We start from the raw sequence: 17,924 nt of genomic DNA, 5'->3' as shown, positions 1-17,924 counted from the left end.
GGCGCGGCGTTCACGCAGGGTGAGTGCCAGGGGCCGGTCAGCCCTTCTTCCCGGGCCCCGGAAGCAACTCGTACCCCTCGGGGCACTGCCGTACCAGGAGTTCCGCGAACGGACGGGAGGGGTTAGCGGCGAAGTGGGCGCGCTCCGCACGCTTCCAGCCGTCCCAGAAATCCGCCAGGCCCGGGCCGTCGCGGAGTTGACCCCTGTCCCAGGAGTCCTCCGGCGTCACCTCCATCCACAGCAGGCACGCCAGATGCGGCCGCAGCTCCCGGCGGCCGGCACCCACGCCCTCCACGATCACCACCGGCGCCGGCGGCAGCGCGGTCTCCGTCGTCGCGAACGCCCGCGCCACCCAGTCGTAGACGCGGTAGCGGGCGGTCGTCCCCTGCGCGAGCGGCTCCAGCACCCACGTGCGCAGCCGGTCCGTCCAGGCGAACAGCTCCTCGTGGGTGGCCAGGTCGTCCAGGTGCAGCACCGGCGCGCCGCCCAGCGCGGCGGCCAGCCGTCCGGCGAACGTGCTCTTGCCCGAGCCGGCGTGCCCGTCCACGGCCACCAGCCGCACCGGGCCCAGCGACGGCGGCAGTGCCCGCAGCCGCCGCGCCAGGCCGCCGAGCCCGGACGGGCCGGGGGAGGGGCCGCCGGGGGAGGGGGTGTCGTGCGGGGGGTCGGTCGAGGGGTCGGTCGAGGGGTCGGTCACCGGACCACCCTAGGCAGACCGCCGGCGGCCGGGCGCGCCGGGCCGTACGTGCCCCTGGAAGGTGCTCCCGGCGGTATCGCGGGCGCGCCGCGCGGGCATCACTGGCCGTGGGCCGTCCGCAGCCGCGAGAGTGGTCCCGCCGGCCCGGTCCCCGCCGGGCCGTACCCCACGCACCGTCCACCACGACTGGGGGATCCCCGTCATGTCCAGCAGACCCACACCGCGCCGCACCGTGCTGACCGCCGCCCTCGCCGTCACGGCGGCGGCCTCGCCCCTCGTCTCCGCCGCCTCGCCCGCCGCGGCGTCCCCCGGCCGAGGCAACCGCGGCGGCGCGCCGGCCGGCGGCGGCAGCGTCGACCACCGGGCCTGGACCACGTTCCCGCAGTGGTCCGGCGGGAAGGGCGCCGGCACCCGGGTGGTCGGCGGCGCCCGGCCCGGCCTGGTCGTCGGCGAGCCCATCGGCACGTACACGTACGCCGACCCGCACTCCCACGTCACGGCCGTGTGGGAGTACGCCACCTGGCGGTCGCCCGTCCACACCCTGCCCGCGCCCGCCACGGAGGTGGTCGTCTCCTGGAACGCCCGCACCCCCGCCGGCACCTGGCTCCAGGCCGAGGTGCGCGTCCGGTACGGCGACGGCGCCTCCAGCCCCTGGTACGTGATGGGGCGCTGGACCTCGGGCGACGCGCCCGGCGACATCCGGCGCACCTCCGTCGACGGACAGGGCGACGGCAGGAGCAGCGTCTCCACCGACACCCTCGCCGTCGACGACCGCGCGAGCGGGCTCCGCATCACGGCGTACGAGCTGCGGCTCACCCTGTACCGGCGGCCCGGCAGCGGGCTCACGCCCACCGTGTGGCGGCTGGGCGCGATGGCCTCCGACATCCCCGACCGCTTCGAGGTGCCCGCCTCCCGGCCGGGGGAGGGCGCCGGCCACCGGCTGCGGGTGCCCCGCTACTCGCAGGAGATCCACAAGGGCCAGTACCCCGAGTACGACAACGGGGGAGAGGCGTGGTGCAGCCCGACCTCCTCGCAGATGGCCGTCGAGTACTGGGGCCGCAGGCCCACCGCCGAGGACCTGGCCTGGGTGAACCCCGCGTACGCCGACCCGCAGGTGTGCCACGCGGCCCGGTACACGTACGACCACCAGTACCAGGGCTGCGGCAACTGGCCCTTCAACGCCGCGTACGCCGCCACGTACCACGACCTCCAGGGCGTGGTCACGCGGCTGCGCTCGCTGAACGACGCGGAGCGGCTGGTGCGGGCCGGCATCCCCGTCATCACCTCGCAGTCCTTCCTCGCCTCCGAACTGGAGGGGGCCGGCTACGGCACGGCCGGGCACCTCATGTGCGTCACCGGCTTCACGGACGGCGGCGACGTGGTGGTGCACGACCCGGCGAGCCCCTCGGACGCGGCGGTCGAACGGGTCTACCGGCGGCGCCAGTTCGAGAACGTCTGGCTGCGGACCAAGCGGTACAACGCCCAGGGGAAGGTGAGCAGCGGCAGCGGGGGCGTCTGCTACCTGTACTTCCCCGTGCGTCCGACGCTCCGCCAGGCCCGGGCGCTCGCCTCGGTGGGCGTGCGCTGACCGTGTGACAGGTGGCGCGCGCGACGGCGGTGCGCCGGGCGTGCGCGCCACTGCACCCGGTATCTGCGTGTCGTTACATGGGGAATCATGTGATCATTTGTCCGGGGCGGAGGGGGAGGGTGGGGCAGCGGTGGCCGAATGCGGATCATCCATCTCCGCTTGCCGCTTCCCTTCGAACGAACGATCAGTAGCCTCTGCTCAACACCCCTGCGATGAGCTGGAGACACAGTCTTGATGGAGCGTCCAGACCGGGGCGGCCCCGAGGGCACCGTGCGCGCGGCCCGTCCGGCCGGGGTGGGGCGGCAGCCGTGACCGCGCGGTTCGGTGGCAGAATGCTGCCTGTGAATCAAACCGCCATCCCGGTTTCGTATGCCGCCATGGCGGCAACCACCCCCGGCACCGCCCCGGGGGACGACCGGCTGCGGCGCTTCGCCGCCATCTGGAGCCGCGCGGTCCACCCGGCGATGCCGGCCACGACGATGACGCGGGCCGAGTTCGAGCGGTACCTCATACCTCTGGCCCGGACGCTCCGCGACGCCCTCCGCGCCCGCCCCTTCGACCCCAAGCCCGGCGCCCGCGTCGGCGAGGCGCTCGTCCGCGCGCAGTGCACCGACCCCGAGGCGCTGGCCCAGACCCTCGGCGTCATCGAGTCCTACCTCGTGCTCTACTGCCCGCCCGAACCCGCCCTGCCCGCCGAGGAGAGCCGCGCCCGGTGCGCCCGGCTCCAGCACGCCGTCGCCTCCGGGTTCGCCCGCGCCCTGCGCGCGTACACCCTCGCCGAGCAGGAGGCCGTGGCCGGCGCCGCGCTGGCCGCGCACGCCGAGTGCGAAGAGGCCCTGCACCACAGCGAGCAGCGCTTCCGCGCGGTCTTCGGCAGCACCAGCGTCGGCGTGGGCATCGCCGACGTCGAGGGCCGCATCCTGCGCGTCAACGATGCCCTCAAGCGCATGTTCGGCGACCCCGGCAGCATGCTCGCCGGCCGCAACGTCGGCGAACTCGTGCACCCCGACGACTCCGCCGACTTCTGGGTCCTGTACCGGGAGCTCGTCCGCGGCGAACGCGACCGCTACCGCGTCGAGAAGCCCTACTACCGCAGCGACGGCAGCGTCCTGTGGACCGACATGTCCGTCTCCCTGCTGCGCGACGCCTCCGGCGAACCGCGGTACCAGCTCGCGATGATGGAGGACATCACCGAGCGGCGCCGGCTGCACGAGCGGCTCCGCTACGAGGCCACTCACGACGCCCTCACCGGCCTGCCCAACCGGGCCCTGTTCTTCGAACGGCTCGACCGGGCGCTGGCGCCGGACGGCGGGGAGGAGGGGGGCCCGGAGGAGTCCGCCGGTGGCCGGTTCGGGCTGGTCTACCTGGACCTCGACGGCTTCAAGTCCGTCAACGACAGCCTGGGCCACACCGTCGGCGACCAGCTGCTCGTCGCCGTCGCGGACCGGCTGCGCGGCTGCGCCACCGCCCCCGGTGAACTCGTCGCCCGCCTCGGCGGCGACGAGTTCGTGGCCCTCGTCACCGGCATCACCGGCCCCTCCGCCCAGGCCCACGTCACGGCCCTGGCCCGCCGGATGCTCGCCGCCCTCGCCGAACCCGTCCGGCTGGACGGCCGCGACCTGTCCGTACGGGCCAGCATCGGCGTCGTCGAGGGCGCGCGCGGCGAACTGGGCGCGGCGGAGGTGCTGCGCAGCGCCGACATCACCATGTACCGGGCCAAGGCCGCCGGCGGGAACCGCTACGAGCTCGCCGACGCCGACACCGACGCCCGCGTCATCGCCCGCCACAGCCTCACCAACTGCCTGCCCACGGCCCTGGACAACGGCGAGTTCTTCATCGAGTACCAGCCCCTGGTGCGGCTCTCCGACGGCACGGTGCGGGGCGCCGAGGCGCTGGTCCGCTGGCTGCACCCGGCCCACGGGGTGCTGGGCCCCGACCAGTTCATCCCGCTCGCCGAGAGCACCGGCCTCATCGTGCCGCTCGGCCGCTGGGTGCTGGAGGAGGCCGCCCGGCAGGCCCGTTCCTGGCGGTGCGAGGGGGCGGCGGCGCACGACGGCCCGATGCGCGTGAACGTCAACCTCTCGCCGTCCCAGCTGCGCCACCCCTCGCTGGTCGCCGACATCGTCGCCGTCCTGGACAACGCCGGTCTCGACCCGTCGGCGCTCTGCCTGGAGGTCACCGAGAACGCCCTCATCGGCGCGGACGAGGCCGAGCTGCGGCCCCTGCGGCAACTGGCCGACCTGGGCGTCGACATAGCCCTCGACGACTTCGGCACCGGCTACTCCAACCTCTCCTACCTGCGCCGGATGCCGGTCAGCACGCTCAAGCTCGACCGCTCCTTCACCCGCGGCATGCAGTGCGCGCCCGCCGACCCGGTGGACGTGAAGATCGTGGAGGGGATCGTCTCGCTCGCCCACACCCTGGACCTGTCGGTCACGGTGGAGGGCGTGGAAACCGGCGCCCAGGCCGACCACTTGCGTTTACTCGGCTGCGACACGGCGCAGGGCTGGTACTACGCGCGCCCCGGCCCGCCGGAGCGGCTGCATGCCCTCTCCCTGGCGGACGCGGCGTCGCCGGCGCCGTGAAGACGCCGTGAACGGGTGAGGAAAACAAACCGACCGGGATGTCGGGCTTCCCGGGTGGATTCCGGCCAACCATGGCGCCGGAAGGGCGCCGGGACGTCACCTGCGGACCGGTCGGTCAGGAGTTCGGGCCACCGGGCCGCGCGGGGTCAGGCGTCCGCGTCGGACCCGCCGCCCCCGGAGCCGCCGTCGGCCGGGGTGGGCGCAGGCGCGGGGACGGGCACCTGGCGCGCGCCCGTGAGGTAGGCGGAGACCACCACGTTCGCGGTGTACAGGTGCTTGGCACGGTCGTAGTCGCCGCCGCACGTGATGAGACGCAGCTCCGCGCGGTCCTCCTCGCGGGGCGCGTACACCTTCTGGTCGTCGAAGTGCTTGCGGTCGACGAGCGACACGTCCTCGACGGTGAAGTCGGCCGTGGAGCCGTCCGTCCGGACGACGCTGATGGTCGCGCCGCGCTTGATGGTGCGCAGCTCGACGAAGACGGCGGGCGACTGCTTGGTGTCCACGTGCCCGGTGAGCACGGCCGCGCCGGTGCTGCCGGGCGCGGGCCCGTCCTGCCACCAGGCGACGCTGTTGGGCCGCTCGTACGGCGGCGGCTCGGGGCCGCCCTGCGCGTCGAGGCCGTGCGCCTCGACCGGCGCCTCCAGCCCCATCGACTTGATGATCAGGGTCTTGGGGCCGGCCCCCGGCAACGGTTCGATCGCCGGGGGCAGGCCGGGCGCAGGGGGTCGGCGCGCGGCGGCGACGTCACCGGTCTTCGGAGCCGCGGATATCGGCTCGTCCACCGTGATGTCGTGGCCCCACAGCCAGAGGGCCAGCAGCATCGCCACCCAGGCCGCCCCTGTCAGCAGACGGTTGACACCGCCTGTGCGCTCTTCTGACATGTCGCCGGTTCGCTTCCCGTCACTGCTTGGCCGCAGCGGCGCGGCGGCGGTACCAGATCAGGCCACCGGCGAGACCCAGCGTGGCGCCGGCGACGGCGAGCGCGGGGGTCTCCAGGGAAGCGGCGTCACCCGCAGCGGCCTGCGAGGTGGCGCCACCACCGGCGTGTGCCGGACCGTGCGGGCGGCCGTGCTCACGACCGTGCTCCCGGCCGTGGTCGCGGTCGCGGTCCCAGCCACCGTGGTCGCGGTCGTGGTCGCGCCCGTGCTCGCGGCCGTGGTCGCGGTCGCGGTCGTGGTCACGGCCGTGCTCGCGCCCGTGGTCGTGGTCCCGGTCGTGGTCGCGCCCGTGCTCCCGGCCGTGGTCGCGGTCGCGGTCGCCGTGGTCGCGGCCGTGCTCGCGCCCGTGGTCACGGTCGCCGTGGTCCCGGTCGCCGTGGTCGCGGTCGTGGTCGCGCCCGTGCTCCCGGCCGTGGTCGCGGCCGTGGTCGTCGCAGTCGTCGTGGTCCCAGCCGTCGCAGCTGCCCGACATGGGGACCAGACGGCTCTCGGCCTTGACGGGAACGACGGAGCTGTCGAGGGCGTACGCGGCCGGAGCCGCGCAGACGGCAACGGCCGTCAGCGTGCCGCACAGTGCGGTACGAATTGACTTCATTGGATGTACCTCCTTGCTCCGAGGTTCACCCCGCGCTCCGGACGGAGCATCCGGTGGGTAGCCGTATTGCTCCATTCGGTAACCGGCCTGCGCCACACGGATGATCCGCACTCCGTCCGACGGCCCCGCCGGCCGGTCCGCGCACTGCCCGCCACGCTGCCCGTCGGCCTGCCTGCCGACTGGTGCGGGAGCACCCCCGTGGCCCCCGCAATTGCCGACAAATCGTCAGTGGCCGGCCGGTGGCTCCGGGCGGACGCGCCCGTCCCAGGACCAGGCGCCCGCGGGGCGCCGCGGGTGGCCGGGGAGCGCCACGCGTCCCGTGCACCAGAGCAAGGTGGTGCCGGGCGCGTGCCCCTGCGGCGCGTCCGGGAAGAGCCGGGCGACGGCCGGGGCGGCCAGGGCGTCGGGCGGCGACCACCGCAGTCCGAACGTGCCGGCGAGGTCGTGGGTGTGCACCAGCAGCTCGACCACGCCCATCGCGGCGAAGCCGGGGCCGTCCGAGTGCCCCCACGGGTGCCACGCCCGTACGTCCGCGGGCGCGTCCCGCACCGTGCTCGCGAGCAGCGCCGCGGCGATCCGCAGCCCCTCCAGGCGGTGCGGGACGGGCGCGGCGGGGTCGAGCGAGCCGAACAGCGTGATGTAGCGGTCGGTGGGGCGGGCGACGAGGAGGCCCGCGTAGCCGAGCACGCCGAGGGCGAGGTGGTCGAGCGTGTCCCGGGCGGTCCACTCGCTGTCCTGCGGGCGGACCGTCCAGTCGGCGCCGGCGGCCCGTTCCAGCAGCGCGGTCGTCGTGGCGGCGGCCTCGGTGACGAGCCGGGGCCAGTCGGTGGTGGTGCGGAGGGCGGTCACTTGGCGATGACCTCGATGAGGCGGGCGTAGCTGTCCGCGCCGTGCCCGGCGGCGATGGCCCGCTCCGTCTGCCGGGCGAACAGCTCCGGCAGCGCGGTGTCGACCCCCCGGTCGCGGCTGGCGTGCAGCAGGTGCTGCATGGCGGCGAGGTGGACGTCGAGGGTCGCGTCGTCGCCGGGGTAGCTGCGGGCGTCCGTCTGCGGCGCGTACGCGCTGAGGAACCCGGCGACCGCGCCGGACAGCCAGCGGTTGGCGACGGGCGTGAACTCCGTCGCCGGCACGCCGTCCGCCGCGGCGAGCGCCACGCCGTGCAGCCAGCCGCCGAGCGTGGCCCACATCAGCCCGAGCAGCGCGGTGTCGTAGAGACCGGCACGGCCGGCGTCCTCGCCCAGGTCGACGGGGTCGCCGAGGGCGGCGAGGGTGTCGTGGTGCCGGGCGAGCGCGGCGGGGTCGCCGCTGTAGAGCAGCATCGTGCCGGGGGCGCCGATGTGGGGCGGGGTGTTCATGATGGCGCCGTCCAGGTACGCGATGCCGTGCCCGGCCGCCCAGGCGGCCGTCTCGCGGGCCTGTTCCGGCGAGCCGGAGGTGAGGTTGACCAGGGTCCGCCCGGCGAGGGCGGCCTCGTGGCCGGCCAGGAGGGTGCGCAGCGCGTCGTAGTCGAGCACGCAGGCGACGACGAGCGGCGCGGCGGCGACGGCCTCGCCGGCCGTCGCGGCCGCTGCGGCGCCGCGCGCGACGAGCGGTTCGGCGCGGGCGGCGGTGCGGTTCCAGACGGTGACCTGGTGCCCGGCGGAGAGGAAGGAGCCGGCGAGGGCGGACCCCATGGAGCCGAGGCCGAGAACGGTGACGTGCGACATGAAAGGCATATTCCTTGGCGGAGGTTGGAGGAAGGTCCGGACTGAACAGGACCCACCCTTCCACCGCCCACGACAAGCCAACACCGGCAGGATTGCCCATCCACGAACGATTCCTGCCATGGGTGCCGGATAGGCTGCGGCGCATGACCACTCCGGGCACCGTGGCCGTGGCCGTCCTCGGCCACCAGGACTTACCTCTCTGGGACGTGTACGAACTGGGCATCGCCTGCGCGGTGTTCGGCATCCCGCACCCGCTTCCGGTCGATCGCTGGTACGACCTGCGGCTGTGCGTGGAACACCCGGGCGCGGACGCGGTGCCGGCCGGCCACGGCTTCGCGCTGCGGGCCCGGCACGGCTGGGACGCGCTGGCGGACGCGGACACGGTGATCGTCACGTCGGTGCCGGACGCGTGCGTGACGGGCGAGGAGGAGGTGCCACCGGCCCTGGTGCGCGAACTCCGGCGCGCGGCCGACGCGGGGGCGCGCATGGTGTCCCTGTGCACCGGGGCGTTCGCGCTGGCGGCGGCGGGCATCCTGGACGGCCGCCGGGCGGCGGCGCACTGGGAGCACACCGCCGACCTGGCCCGCCGCTACCCGCGGGTCAAGGTGGACGACAGCGTGCTGTACGTGGACGACGGCACCGTGCTCACCAGCGCGGGCGTGGCCGCCGGCCTGGACCTGTGCCTCCACATCGTCCGCCGCGACCTGGGCGCGCATGTGGCCAACCAGCTGGCCCGCCGCATGGTCGTCCCGGCCCACCGCCCGGGCGGCCAGGCCCAGTTCGTCGACCTCACGGTCCCGGTCCGCGACGACGACGGCCTGGCCCCGGTCCTCGCCTGGGCCACGGCCCACCTCGACGAACCCCTCACAGTCGCCGACCTGGCCCGCCGCGCCGGCCTCAGCCCCCGCACCTTCTTCCGCCGCCTCCACGCCTCCACCGGCACCACCCCCCTCCAATGGCTCCTCAACCAACGCCTCACCCGCGCCCAGTCACTCCTGGAAGCCACGGACCTCCCCGTGGACCAGATCGCCGAACGCAGCGGCCTGGGCACAGGAGCCAACCTCCGCCGTCACTTCACGGCCCGGGTGGGGGTGACACCTACGGAATACCGGAGGGCGTTCGGGTGAGTCCTCAGCGGCCGGAGGTCTCGCAGGTGACGACTGCGGTGTCCTCGCCTTCCCAGCGGACATCCACCCTCACCTCGCCGGCCTCAAGACTGCCCGGCGGCCGGAGGACGCTGAGGCTGAGCCCTTCCTTCCGTTCCACCACGCCGTCGGTGTCCAAGCCGCCCGGCTTGTTCCGCTCCCCGGAAAGCGAAGCGAGCCAGGGGCGGACCTCGGCGCGCGGCATGCGGAAGGTGCCCGACTCGGTGTGGCCGGCAAGACCACCGCTGAGTTCGGTGCACCGTGGGTCGCTCGCATGCTCGGGCAGCACCCAGCCGAGGGCGTACATGGCCTCGGTGCAGGCGATCGGGCGTTCCTGGAAACCCTTGAGGGGAGCGTCCTCGTCCGGAACGGGCGGCGCCCCTCACTCGCCCCTAGAAGAACCCCAGCTTCTTAGCCGAATAACTCACCAGCACGTTCTTCGTCTGCTGGTAGTGGTTCAGCGTCATGCTGTGGCCCTCGCGGCCGAAGCCCGAGGCCTTGTAGCCGCCGAAGGCGGCGTGGGCCGGGTAGGTGTGGTAGCAGTTCGTCCAGACGCGGCCGGCGTGGAGGGAGCGGGCGGCTCGGTAGGCGGTGGTGGTGTTGCGGGTCCAGACGCCGGCGCCGAGGCCGTACGGGGTGTCGTTGGCGATGGCGATGGCGTCGGCGAGGTCGGTGAAGGGGGTGACCGAGACGACCGGGCCGAAGATTTCCTCCTGGAAGACCCGCATGCGGTTGTGGCCCTCGAGGATGGTGGGCTCGATGTAGTAGCCGTCGGCGAGTTCGCCGCCGAGGTGGGCCCGGGTGCCGCCGGTGAGGGTGCGGGCTCCTTCGCTGCGGGCGATGCCGAAGTAGGAGAGAATCTTGTCGAGTTGTTCGGCCGACGCCTGTGCGCCGATCATGGTGGTGGTGTCCAGGGGGTGGCCCGGGACGATGGCCTCCGTGCGGGCCACCGCCGCTTCCAGGAACGCGTCGTAGTGGCCGCGCTGGATCAGGGCGCGGGAGGGGCAGGTGCAGACCTCGCCCTGGTTGAGGGCGAAGAGGGTGAAGCCCTCCAGGGCCTTGTCGCGGAAGTCGTCGTCGGCCGCCGAGACGTCGTCGAAGAAGATGTTCGGGCTCTTGCCGCCCAGTTCCAGGGTGACCGGCTTCAGGGTCTCCGCCGCGTACCCGAGGATCAGCTTGCCCGTCGTCGTCTCGCCCGTGAACGAGACCTTCGCCACCCGCGGGCTCTGCGCCAGCGGGCGGCCGGCCTCCGGGCCGAAGCCGTTGACGACGTTGAGGACGCCCGGCGGCAGCAGGTCCGCCACCAGGTCCAGCCACACGTGCAGCGACGCCGGCGTCTGCTCGGCCGGTTTGAGGACCACCGCGTTGCCGGCCGCCAGCGCCGGTGCCAGTTTCCACGCCGCCAGCAGCAGCGGGAAGTTCCACGGGATGATCTGGGCCACCACGCCCAGCGGCTCGTGGAAGTGGTACGCGACCGTGTCCTCGTCCAGCTCCGCCAGGCCGCCCTCCTGGGCGCGGATGGCCGCCGCGAAGTAGCGGAAGTGGTCGACGGCCAGCGGGATGTCCGCGGCCAGCGTCTCCCGCACCGGTTTGCCGTTCTCCCAGGACTCGGCGACCGCCAGCGCCTCCAGGTTCTGCTCCATGCGGTCCGCGATGCGGCCCAGCACCGCCGCCCGTTCGGCGGGCGAGGTGCGGCCCCACGCCGGCGCCGCCGCGTGGGCCGCGTCCAGGGCGCGTTCCACGTCCTCCTCCGTGCCCCGGGCGACCTCCGTGAACGGCTGCCCGTTCACCGGGCTCACGTCCTCGAAGTACCGGCCCTGCTTGGGCGGTACGTACTCGCCGCCGATCCAGTGGTCGTACCGGGGCCGGTAGCCGACGATCGCCCCGGCCGAACCGGGGCTGGCGTAGCGGGTCATGGCGGGCCTTCCGTCCACTCCAGTGCCGCCCGCCTCCGGCGCGGGACGGCCACGACGGCAGGACGCTAGCCCCGCGCAGGTTGCGCGAACGTTGCCCGCAGCTCCCCGGTGCGCGCCGCCACCCGCCCGCGGTGCGCCGCGCCCCGCGGCAGTACCACCAGCAGCCGCTCCCACACCTCCAGGTCGTCCTCGCCCCACGGCGCGTCCACCCACAGTTGCAGCGCGCCCGCGTCACCGCTGCCCAGCACGGCCCGGCGCAGCCGGTCCTCCAGCAGCCGGCGCATCCGGCACACCCCCGGCGCCTCCGAGGACGGCAGCAGCGGCCCCGCGTACGCGCGCACCGCCTCCCGCACCTCGCCCTCCGCCAGCAGCCGCTCCACCGCCGTTGCGTCCGTCTCCACCGGCACCGCCAGCCGGTACGGGCGCGAGGCCAGCAGCCCGCCTGCCAGCCGCCGCAGCCGCGACAACTCCGCCCGCAACGTCACCGGCGGCAGCGACCGCTCCCCGTACAGCGCCGTCGCCAGCTGGTCCCCGGTCAGCCCGTCCGGATGGCCGGCCAGCAGCAGCACGATCTCGCTGTGCCGCCGGCCCAGGCGCAGCCGCCGTCCGTCGGCCGCCAGCACCGCCTCGTCCCGCCCCAGCGCCGTCAGCGTCCGGACGGCCGGGGGTACCGGCGGCTCCGCGGCCAGCTGCGCCTCGGCCGCCCGCGCCGTCGCCTGCACCAGCGCCAGGCTGTGCGGGCCCGCCAGGTGGTCGCCGCCGGTGATGTCGACGGCGCCCAGCAACCGGCCCGTGAACGGGTCGTGCACCGGCGCCGCCGCGCACGTCCAGCGCTGCGCCAGCCGGTTGTAGTGCTCGGTGGCGAAGATCTGCACGGCGTGGTCCAGGGCCAGTGCGGTGCCGGGTGCGTTGGTGCCCGCGTGCCGCTCGTCCCAGCGGGCGCCCGGCACGAAGTTCATGTGCTCGGCCCGGCCCCGCATGCCCGCGTGCCCCTCCACCCACAGCAGCCGGCCCGCCGCGTCGCACACCGCCAGCAGGTGCGCCCCGTCGTCCGCGATCGACCCGAGCAGCTCGCGGAAGAGCGGCAACGCGCGCGCCAGCGGGTGGGCGCGGCGGTAGCCGTCCAGCTCGGCGTCGGCCAGCTCGACCGGCGCGGTGAACTCCGCGCCCGGCAGCACCGCCGCCGACCGCCGCCACGAGTCGGCGACCACGGCCCGTACGCGCGGGCTGACGTCGCGGCCCGGCCGCGCGACGAACTCCGCGTGCGCCCCGCGGACGGCGCGGGAACGCGCGACCGGGTCGGCACCGGCCGTCAGCGCCAGCCAGGGATTGACCACGTGACCCTCCCGGACCGCACATGCTTGCGGTGGATACGACATGCGCGCGAATCTGCCACCCACAGTCTCTCCCGGAACTCCCGAACGGAATCGACGTCATGGCCACCAGCTCGTCCCGGTCCTCCCGGTCCTCCAAGTCCGCGCGCGCCGCCAAGCCCTCCAGCCCCTCCCGCCGCACCGACATCCTGCTCGACATCGCCGAGCGCACCCTCGCCGCCTACATCACCACCTTCGTCGGCCTCCTTCTCGCCGACGGCTTCGACCTCACCAGCATCTCCGCGATCAAGGCCGCCGCCATCGCCGCCTTACCCGCCGCCCTCTCCGTCGTGAAGGGAGCCATCGGCAGCCGGTTCGGCGACCGGACGAGCGCCGGCTGGCTCCCGGCACGGTGGCGCGCCCGCCCCGCGAAGTAAGCGGGCAACCGGTTCACACGGGGTGTGAGCGGAGCACCCGCGGTCGTGGCCCGCACACGCTCCCGTCCGGCCGCCGTGCGCGCTTGACTCGGTGATGCGAGTCCCACTGGCGCGACGGGACCGGGTCGCCGGTCACTCCCCCCGAGCCGGCGACCCGCCGCCCCGTACCGCCGGGCGGACGGTACGGGGCGGAGCCGTGCGCCGAGTGGGCGGTCGTACGAGCACACCGGTGCCCCCGTCGTGGACCCGCCCGGGGCGGGTGCGACGATGTGCACGTCATGAGAACAGGGCAGCCCGCCGGTCAGGCACCGCGTGCGCTGCGAGCCGGAGTGTTCGCAGCGGTGTGCGTGCTGCTCGCCGCCCTGGGCCACGCCGTGATGTCCGGCAGCCACGTCCCGTGGTGGGCCGTCGGGGTGGCGCTGAGCGGTACGGCGAGCTGTGCGTGGTTCCTGGCGGGCCGCGAGCGCGGGCCGCTGCTCGTCACGCTGGCCACGGTCGGCGCCCAGACGGCGCTGCACTTCTTCTTCTCGGTCGCCCAGGCCGTCGCCTCGGCGGCACCCGGTGTTCCGCCGGTGTCCGCCCCGTCCACGGCCGTCTGCGGCGCACCACCCCAGCTCATGCCCGGCGCGGCCGGCCCCCACGACATGGGCGGCATGACGTCCGTGGCCGGCCACGCCGGCCACGGCGCGCTCGGCATGTGGTCCGCGCACGTCCTCGTCGCCGTCGTCTGCGGCATCTGGCTGTCCGGCGGCGAACAAGCCGCGTTCCGGCTCGGCCGGACCCTCGCGGCCCGCCTGTTCGCCCCCCTCCTGCTCCTCTTCCGGGCCGCCCCGTCGCCCTGGGGCCCGCCCCGGGTGCGCGCCGGTGCCGCGCGCGCCGCGCAGCGGCTGCGGCAGCTGCTGTACGGGTACGTCCTGGCCCGGCGTGGTCCGCCCGCCGGCGTCGTCGCCTTCTGCTGACACGTCCGGCACGCCCACGGGTCCTCCGCCGGGTCTTCCGCGCACGTGTCCGCCCGAGGCGACCGACCCAGGCCGGAACACGTCACCGGGACGCCGGGCCGCCACCGCGGCGCGGCGGGTCCCGGACTTCAGGAAGGACCCAGGGCGATGACCCCTGCCCTCACACCCCCGTGCTCAGCCGAGGTCCAGCACCGCGGCCAGCGCCTTGAGCCGGCGCGCCCGTTCCTGCCAGTCGCGGCAGCCGCCGCAGCCCGCGAGGTGCGCGACGAGCACCGCGCCGGGCACCCCGGGCGGCAGCTCCTCGCCGTCCAGGCGGGCGGACACGGCGGTACGGACGTCACTGCACTCCACCCCGCCATCGTCCCCGGCGCCGGGCCGGCCCGGCACACCGCCCCCCGCCGAGGGGGCCGCCGTGCGTGACGACGAGGCGGTGACCGCCTGGGCGCTGGCCGCCCGGACCGGTGACGCGGACGCGGTGGAACGATTCATCCGCGCCACGCAGAACGACGTGCGGCGGTACGTGGCACGGCTGAGCGGCGACCCGCAGGGCGCCGACGACCTCGTGCAGGAGACGTACCTGCGCGCGCTGCGCTCGCTGCCGCGCTTCGAGGGCCGCTCCTCGGCCCGGACCTGGCTGCTGGCCATCGCGCGCCGCACGGTCGTGGACCGGCTGCGCTTCCAGGCGGCGCGGCCGCGCCTGTCCGACACCGACGACTGGCAGTCGGCGGCCGAACGGGCCCAGCCGGCCGAGGTGCCGGGCTTCGACGAGGGCGTGGCGCTCTCGCAGCTGCTGGACCGGTTGCCGTGCGAGCGCCGTGAGGCGTTCGTGCTGACCCAGATGCTGGGGCTGCCGTACGCGGAGGCCGCCGTCGTCGCGGGCTGCCCGGTGGGGACGGTGCGGTCGCGCGTGGCGCGGGCGCGCGAGGCCCTGATCGGGCAGCTGGAGATCGCGGAACGGGCGGCGGCGCGGGTGCCGGCGCTGGCCGGCTAGCGACGCGTGTGCCGAGGGGCCACGGCGGTACGTCCGCCGTGGCCCCTCGGCCGTTCCGGTACGGGTTCAGCGTGTGCCCGGCCGCACCACGACCGCCTCGACGCGCACCGTGCCGCTCTCGCGGAAGCGCAGGACGACGGGGACGCGGTCGCCGACGCGGACGTCCGGCGGCCGGTACACCATCACGTCCAGGCCGTGCGGCGACATCTCCAGCGTGCCGTGCGCCGGTACGGTCGCGGAGTGCACCATGCGCATCGAGCCGGCGCCGTTGGCCACGACGGTGCGGCTGAGCATGGCGCCGCCGGCGGACGGCACGTCCACGCCGAGGAGCTCGTCGTCGGCGTCGCCGTCGTTGCGCAGCCGGAACGTCGCCGCGGTGTCGTCCACGCCGAACGGGAGCAGCATGCGGCCGTTGTCCACGCGTACGTGCGCGGGGCGGCCGGCGGCGCCGGAGGCCGTCCAGGCGGTGAGGCCGGCGAGGGCGACGGCGCCGGCGGTGACCGGGACGAGAGCGGCGCGGAGCGCGGATGCGACGGGGGTCATCGGGTGCCTCCTCGGGGGGCGCGGCGGGGCTGCCAGGTGCGCAGCCGCAGGCTGTTGCCGACGACGAGCAGCGAACTGGCCGACATTGCGGCCGCCGCGACCATGGGGCTGAGCAGCCCGACGGCCGCGAGCGGCACGGTGACCAGGTTGTAGCCGAAGGCCCAGGCCAGATTGGCCCGTACGGTCGCGGTGGTACGGCGGGCCAGGCGCACGGCGTCGGCCAGGGTGCCCATGTCCTCGCGGACGAGCGTGACGTCGGCGGCGCCGATGGCCGCATCGGTACCGCCGCCCATGGCGATGCCGAGGTCGGCACCGGCGAGGGCGGCGGTGTCGTTCACGCCGTCGCCGATGACGGCGACCCGGTGACCGCGCTCGCGGAGCGAGCGGACCAGGGCGGCCTTGTCCTCGGGCGTCGAACGGGGATGGACGTCGGCGTCGGCGATGCCGAGCTCACGGGCGACGTGCCGGGCGGCCGCGTCGGTGTCACCGGTGGCGAGCACGGGCCGCAGCCCGAGGCGCTTGAGGTGGTGGACGGCGCGGTAGCTGCCGGTGCGGAGGGTGTCGCCGAGGGCGATGACGGCGCAGGGACGGCCGTCGACGCGGAGGAGGACGGGGGTGTGACCGGCGGCATCGGCCCGGGCGAGGGCGTCGACGAGGGCAGAGGGGAGCGCGGAGGGCAGGGCGGTTTCGTCCGCCGCCGGGCGGCCCAGCTCCACCTCGTGGCCGTCGACCCGGGCGCGGACGCCCACGCCCGTCGTCGCCGTGAAGTCCTCCGCCTCCGGCAGCGGGCCGGACGTGCGCAGCGCGTGGGCGTGGAGGGCGCGGCCCACCGGGTGTTCCGAGCCGGACTCGGCCGCGCCCGCCAGGCGCAGGGCCTCCTCCGCCTCGTAGGGGCTGTCCGGGGCCGTCGTCACGCCGGTCACCGTCAGGGTGCCCGTCGTCAGCGTGCCCGTCTTGTCCAGCACCACCGTGTCCACGCGGCGCAGGCCCTCCAGGGCGCGGGGGCCGCTGACCAGGATGCCGAGGCCCGCGCCGCGGCCCGTGGCCGCGATCAGGGCCGTGGGGGTGGCCAGGCCCAGTGCGCAGGGGCACGCCACCACGAGGACCGCCACCGCCGCGGTGACCGCCGCCTGGGGCGAGGCGCCGGCGCCCAGCCAGAAGCCCAGGACCGTGACCGCCACCGCCAGCACCGCGGGCACGAAGACGCCCGCCACCGTGTCCGCGACGCGCTGCAACCGGGCCTTGCCCGCCTGCGCGTCCTCGACCAGCCGGGCGATCCGGGCCAGCGCCGTGTCCTCGCCGACCGCCTCGGCCCGTACGACCAGGACGCCGCCGGAGTTGACCGCGCCGCCGACCACCGTCGCGCCCGGCCCGGCCTCCACGGGCGCGCTCTCGCCCGTCACCAGCGACAGGTCCAGCGCCGAGCTGCCCGAGACCACGACGCCGTCGGTGGCGACCCGCTCGCCCGGCCGGACGACGAAGCGGTCGCCGACCTTCAACGCACCGATCGGTACGCGGCGTTCCGTGCCGTCGTCGTCCCGGACGCACACGTCCTTCGCCGCCAGCGACGCCAGGGCGCGCAGCGCCGAGCCCGTGCCGTGCCGGGCGCGGGACTCCAGCAGCCGCCCGGCCAGCACGAACAGGGGCACGCCGACGACGGCCTCCAGGTACACGTCCGCGACGCCCGCCGTCGCCGACGGCACGAGCGTGAACGGCATCCTCATGTCCGGGTCGCCCGCCCCGCCGAGGAACAGCGCGTACGCCGACCACCCGTACGAGGCGAGGACGCCGAGGGAGACGAGGGTGTCCATCGTCGCGCCGCCGTGCCGCAGGCCGGCCAGCGCCTTGCGGTGGAACGGCCACGCGCCCCACGCCGCCACCGGCGAGGCCAGCACGAAGCACAGCCACTGCCAGTTGCGGAACTGGAGGGCCGGCACCATGGACAGCACCAGCACCGGTACCGACAGCACCGCCACCACCAGCAGCCGCCCGAGGGCCGACCGCGACGCCGCGTCCGCGGCCTCCTCCTGCCGGTCCGCGGCGGCGGGCTCCGGCAGGGCCGCGGTGAAGCCCGCGCCCTCGATCACGGCCACCAGCTCGGCCGTGCCGACCGTCGCGGGATGCGTGACGCGGGCCCGGCCGGTGGCCAGGTTGACGGTCGCGCTCACCCCGTCCAGGCGGCCCAGTTTCTTCTCGATGCGGGCCACACAGGCCGCGCACGTCATGCCGCCGACGATCAGTTCGGTGGTCGTCAGTGCGGGCTGCGGCTGCTGCGTCGTCGTACTCATCAGTGCCTCATCCCGCCCATGCCGCCCGTGCCGCCCGTTCCGCCTGTCCCGTCCGGGCTGCTCGTGCCGCCGTCCGTGCGGTGCAGGCCCGGCGCCACGGGCCCGGCCGCCGCACCGGCCGCGTACGCCGCACCGAACAGCGCGGCGAGCAGCAGCACGAAGCCGATCAGGACCGTGTAGGCGGGGGGAGCGGGGGGAGGGGTCTTCGCCGCTTCGCTCATCG

General features: G+C 75.2%; 18 protein-coding genes. 6 read left to right on the top strand and 12 right to left on the bottom strand.

The annotated features are described in order from the left end of the window. Positions 1–37 precede the first annotated feature (37 nt). On the bottom strand, positions 38–604 hold the full coding sequence (locus IE305_RS09570) for a uridine kinase family protein (RefSeq protein WP_190129430.1): 567 nt from the start codon (positions 602–604) through the stop codon (positions 38–40). A 295-nt stretch (positions 605–899) separates the two neighbouring features. Between IE305_RS09570 and IE305_RS09565 the strand changes: the two genes are divergently transcribed. Together IE305_RS09565 and IE305_RS09560 are read left to right on the top strand one after the other, a co-directional pair. Then, entirely contained in the window at positions 900–2,285 is a 1,386-nt protein-coding gene (locus tag IE305_RS09565) for a C39 family peptidase (protein WP_190129076.1), read from the top strand. A gap of 377 nt (positions 2,286–2,662) precedes the next feature. Continuing rightward, positions 2,663–4,870, top strand: a complete 2,208-nt coding sequence (locus IE305_RS09560) for a putative bifunctional diguanylate cyclase/phosphodiesterase (RefSeq protein ID WP_190129075.1) — start codon at positions 2,663–2,665, stop codon at positions 4,868–4,870. Positions 4,871–5,016: 146 nt separating this feature from the next. Here the strand turns inward: IE305_RS09560 and IE305_RS09555 are convergent, their stop codons facing one another. The 4 genes from IE305_RS09555 to IE305_RS09540 all read right to left on the bottom strand — a co-directional run bounded on the left by IE305_RS09555 (position 5,017) and on the right by IE305_RS09540 (position 8,109). Next, entirely contained in the window at positions 5,017–5,751 is a 735-nt protein-coding gene (locus tag IE305_RS09555; RefSeq protein WP_190129074.1) for a class F sortase, read from the bottom strand. Between the two features lie 19 nt (positions 5,752–5,770). Continuing rightward, the gene (locus tag IE305_RS09550; RefSeq protein WP_190129073.1) at positions 5,771–6,403 is read right to left on the bottom strand and encodes a hypothetical protein; all 633 of its coding nucleotides are present in this window, start codon (positions 6,401–6,403) and stop codon (positions 5,771–5,773) included. Positions 6,404–6,628: 225 nt separating this feature from the next. Further along, positions 6,629–7,252, bottom strand: coding sequence for a maleylpyruvate isomerase N-terminal domain-containing protein (locus IE305_RS09545; RefSeq protein WP_190129072.1), 624 nt, complete (start codon positions 7,250–7,252; stop codon positions 6,629–6,631). Then, entirely contained in the window at positions 7,249–8,109 is an 861-nt protein-coding gene (locus IE305_RS09540; RefSeq protein WP_373311553.1) for an NAD(P)-dependent oxidoreductase, read from the bottom strand. The genes IE305_RS09545 and IE305_RS09540 overlap by 4 nt, the downstream gene beginning before the upstream one ends. A gap of 143 nt (positions 8,110–8,252) precedes the next feature. Between IE305_RS09540 and IE305_RS09535 the strand changes: the two genes are divergently transcribed. After that, positions 8,253–9,236 (top strand): GlxA family transcriptional regulator, encoded by a 984-nt coding sequence (locus IE305_RS09535; protein ID WP_190129070.1) that lies wholly within the window; start codon positions 8,253–8,255, stop codon positions 9,234–9,236. A gap of 4 nt (positions 9,237–9,240) precedes the next feature. On the opposite strand, the gene IE305_RS09530 is transcribed toward IE305_RS09535, so the two are convergent. The 3 genes from IE305_RS09530 to IE305_RS09520 all read right to left on the bottom strand — a co-directional run bounded on the left by IE305_RS09530 (position 9,241) and on the right by IE305_RS09520 (position 12,507). Next, positions 9,241–9,561 (bottom strand): hypothetical protein, encoded by a 321-nt coding sequence (locus tag IE305_RS09530; protein WP_190129069.1) that lies wholly within the window; start codon positions 9,559–9,561, stop codon positions 9,241–9,243. Positions 9,562–9,646: 85 nt separating this feature from the next. Further along, positions 9,647–11,170 (bottom strand): acetaldehyde dehydrogenase ExaC, encoded by a 1,524-nt coding sequence (gene exaC, locus IE305_RS09525; protein ID WP_190129068.1) that lies wholly within the window; start codon positions 11,168–11,170, stop codon positions 9,647–9,649. A gap of 65 nt (positions 11,171–11,235) precedes the next feature. Further along, positions 11,236–12,507 carry a GAF domain-containing protein gene (locus IE305_RS09520; protein WP_190129067.1) on the bottom strand — a complete coding sequence of 424 codons (1,272 nt, stop codon included), beginning with the start codon at positions 12,505–12,507 and terminating at the stop codon, positions 11,236–11,238. A 98-nt stretch (positions 12,508–12,605) separates the two neighbouring features. Here IE305_RS09520 and IE305_RS09515 point away from each other — a divergent pair, with 98 nt between their 5' ends. Together IE305_RS09515 and IE305_RS09510 are read left to right on the top strand one after the other, a co-directional pair. Further along, on the top strand, positions 12,606–12,920 hold the full coding sequence (locus tag IE305_RS09515; protein WP_190129066.1) for a hypothetical protein: 315 nt from the start codon (positions 12,606–12,608) through the stop codon (positions 12,918–12,920). 278 nt (positions 12,921–13,198) lie between these two features. Continuing rightward, complete coding sequence (locus IE305_RS09510) at positions 13,199–13,879, top strand: hypothetical protein (RefSeq protein ID WP_190129065.1); 681 nt, start codon at positions 13,199–13,201, stop codon at positions 13,877–13,879. A 174-nt stretch (positions 13,880–14,053) separates the two neighbouring features. On the opposite strand, the gene IE305_RS09505 is transcribed toward IE305_RS09510, so the two are convergent. After that, entirely contained in the window at positions 14,054–14,230 is a 177-nt protein-coding gene (locus IE305_RS09505; RefSeq protein WP_190129064.1) for a zf-HC2 domain-containing protein, read from the bottom strand. A gap of 61 nt (positions 14,231–14,291) precedes the next feature. On the opposite strand from IE305_RS09505, the gene IE305_RS09500 reads away from it, so the two are divergent. Further along, entirely contained in the window at positions 14,292–14,870 is a 579-nt protein-coding gene (locus IE305_RS09500; protein ID WP_190129063.1) for a sigma-70 family RNA polymerase sigma factor, read from the top strand. Between the two features lie 66 nt (positions 14,871–14,936). On the opposite strand, the gene IE305_RS09495 is transcribed toward IE305_RS09500, so the two are convergent. From IE305_RS09495 to IE305_RS09485, 3 genes are read right to left on the bottom strand one after another with little or no spacing between them, the layout of a single operon-like run. Continuing rightward, entirely contained in the window at positions 14,937–15,413 is a 477-nt protein-coding gene (locus IE305_RS09495; RefSeq protein WP_190129062.1) for a copper chaperone PCu(A)C, read from the bottom strand. Beyond that, positions 15,410–17,701, bottom strand: a complete 2,292-nt coding sequence (locus IE305_RS09490; protein WP_190129061.1) for a heavy metal translocating P-type ATPase — start codon at positions 17,699–17,701, stop codon at positions 15,410–15,412. The genes IE305_RS09495 and IE305_RS09490 overlap by 4 nt, the downstream gene beginning before the upstream one ends. After that, positions 17,701–17,922, bottom strand: coding sequence for a hypothetical protein (locus IE305_RS09485; protein ID WP_190129060.1), 222 nt, complete (start codon positions 17,920–17,922; stop codon positions 17,701–17,703). The genes IE305_RS09490 and IE305_RS09485 overlap by 1 nt, the downstream gene beginning before the upstream one ends. Between the last annotated feature and the right edge of the window lie 2 nt (positions 17,923–17,924).

Source organism: Streptomyces mashuensis (genome assembly GCF_014654785.1).
Classification (GTDB): domain Bacteria; phylum Actinomycetota; class Actinomycetes; order Streptomycetales; family Streptomycetaceae; genus Streptomyces; species Streptomyces mashuensis.
The sequence above is the reverse complement of the archived record's forward strand: the minus strand, read 5'-3'. Positions and strand labels throughout refer to the sequence as shown.

What these genes read in the sequence shown, in the direction of transcription:
- IE305_RS09535 (WP_190129070.1), top strand. Translation starts at nt 8,253, where the DNA reads ATGACCACTCCGGGCACCGTGGCCGTGGCCGTCCTCGGCCACCAGGAC.
- IE305_RS09515 (WP_190129066.1), top strand. Translation starts at nt 12,606, where the DNA reads ATGGCCACCAGCTCGTCCCGGTCCTCCCGGTCCTCCAAGTCCGCGCGC.
- IE305_RS09565 (WP_190129076.1), top strand. Translation starts at nt 900, where the DNA reads ATGTCCAGCAGACCCACACCGCGCCGCACCGTGCTGACCGCCGCCCTC.
- IE305_RS09540 (WP_373311553.1), bottom strand. Translation starts at nt 8,109, where the DNA reads ATGTCGCACGTCACCGTTCTCGGCCTCGGCTCCATGGGGTCCGCCCTC.
- IE305_RS09495 (WP_190129062.1), bottom strand. Translation starts at nt 15,413, where the DNA reads ATGACCCCCGTCGCATCCGCGCTCCGCGCCGCTCTCGTCCCGGTCACC.
- IE305_RS09530 (WP_190129069.1), bottom strand. Translation starts at nt 9,561, where the DNA reads ATGTACGCCCTCGGCTGGGTGCTGCCCGAGCATGCGAGCGACCCACGG.
- IE305_RS09510 (WP_190129065.1), top strand. Translation starts at nt 13,199, where the DNA reads ATGAGAACAGGGCAGCCCGCCGGTCAGGCACCGCGTGCGCTGCGAGCC.
- IE305_RS09485 (WP_190129060.1), bottom strand. Translation starts at nt 17,922, where the DNA reads ATGAGCGAAGCGGCGAAGACCCCTCCCCCCGCTCCCCCCGCCTACACG.
- IE305_RS09560 (WP_190129075.1), top strand. Translation starts at nt 2,663, where the DNA reads ATGGCGGCAACCACCCCCGGCACCGCCCCGGGGGACGACCGGCTGCGG.
- exaC (WP_190129068.1), bottom strand. Translation starts at nt 11,170, where the DNA reads ATGACCCGCTACGCCAGCCCCGGTTCGGCCGGGGCGATCGTCGGCTAC.
- IE305_RS09550 (WP_190129073.1), bottom strand. Translation starts at nt 6,403, where the DNA reads ATGAAGTCAATTCGTACCGCACTGTGCGGCACGCTGACGGCCGTTGCC.
- IE305_RS09555 (WP_190129074.1), bottom strand. Translation starts at nt 5,751, where the DNA reads ATGTCAGAAGAGCGCACAGGCGGTGTCAACCGTCTGCTGACAGGGGCG.
- IE305_RS09490 (WP_190129061.1), bottom strand. Translation starts at nt 17,701, where the DNA reads ATGAGTACGACGACGCAGCAGCCGCAGCCCGCACTGACGACCACCGAA.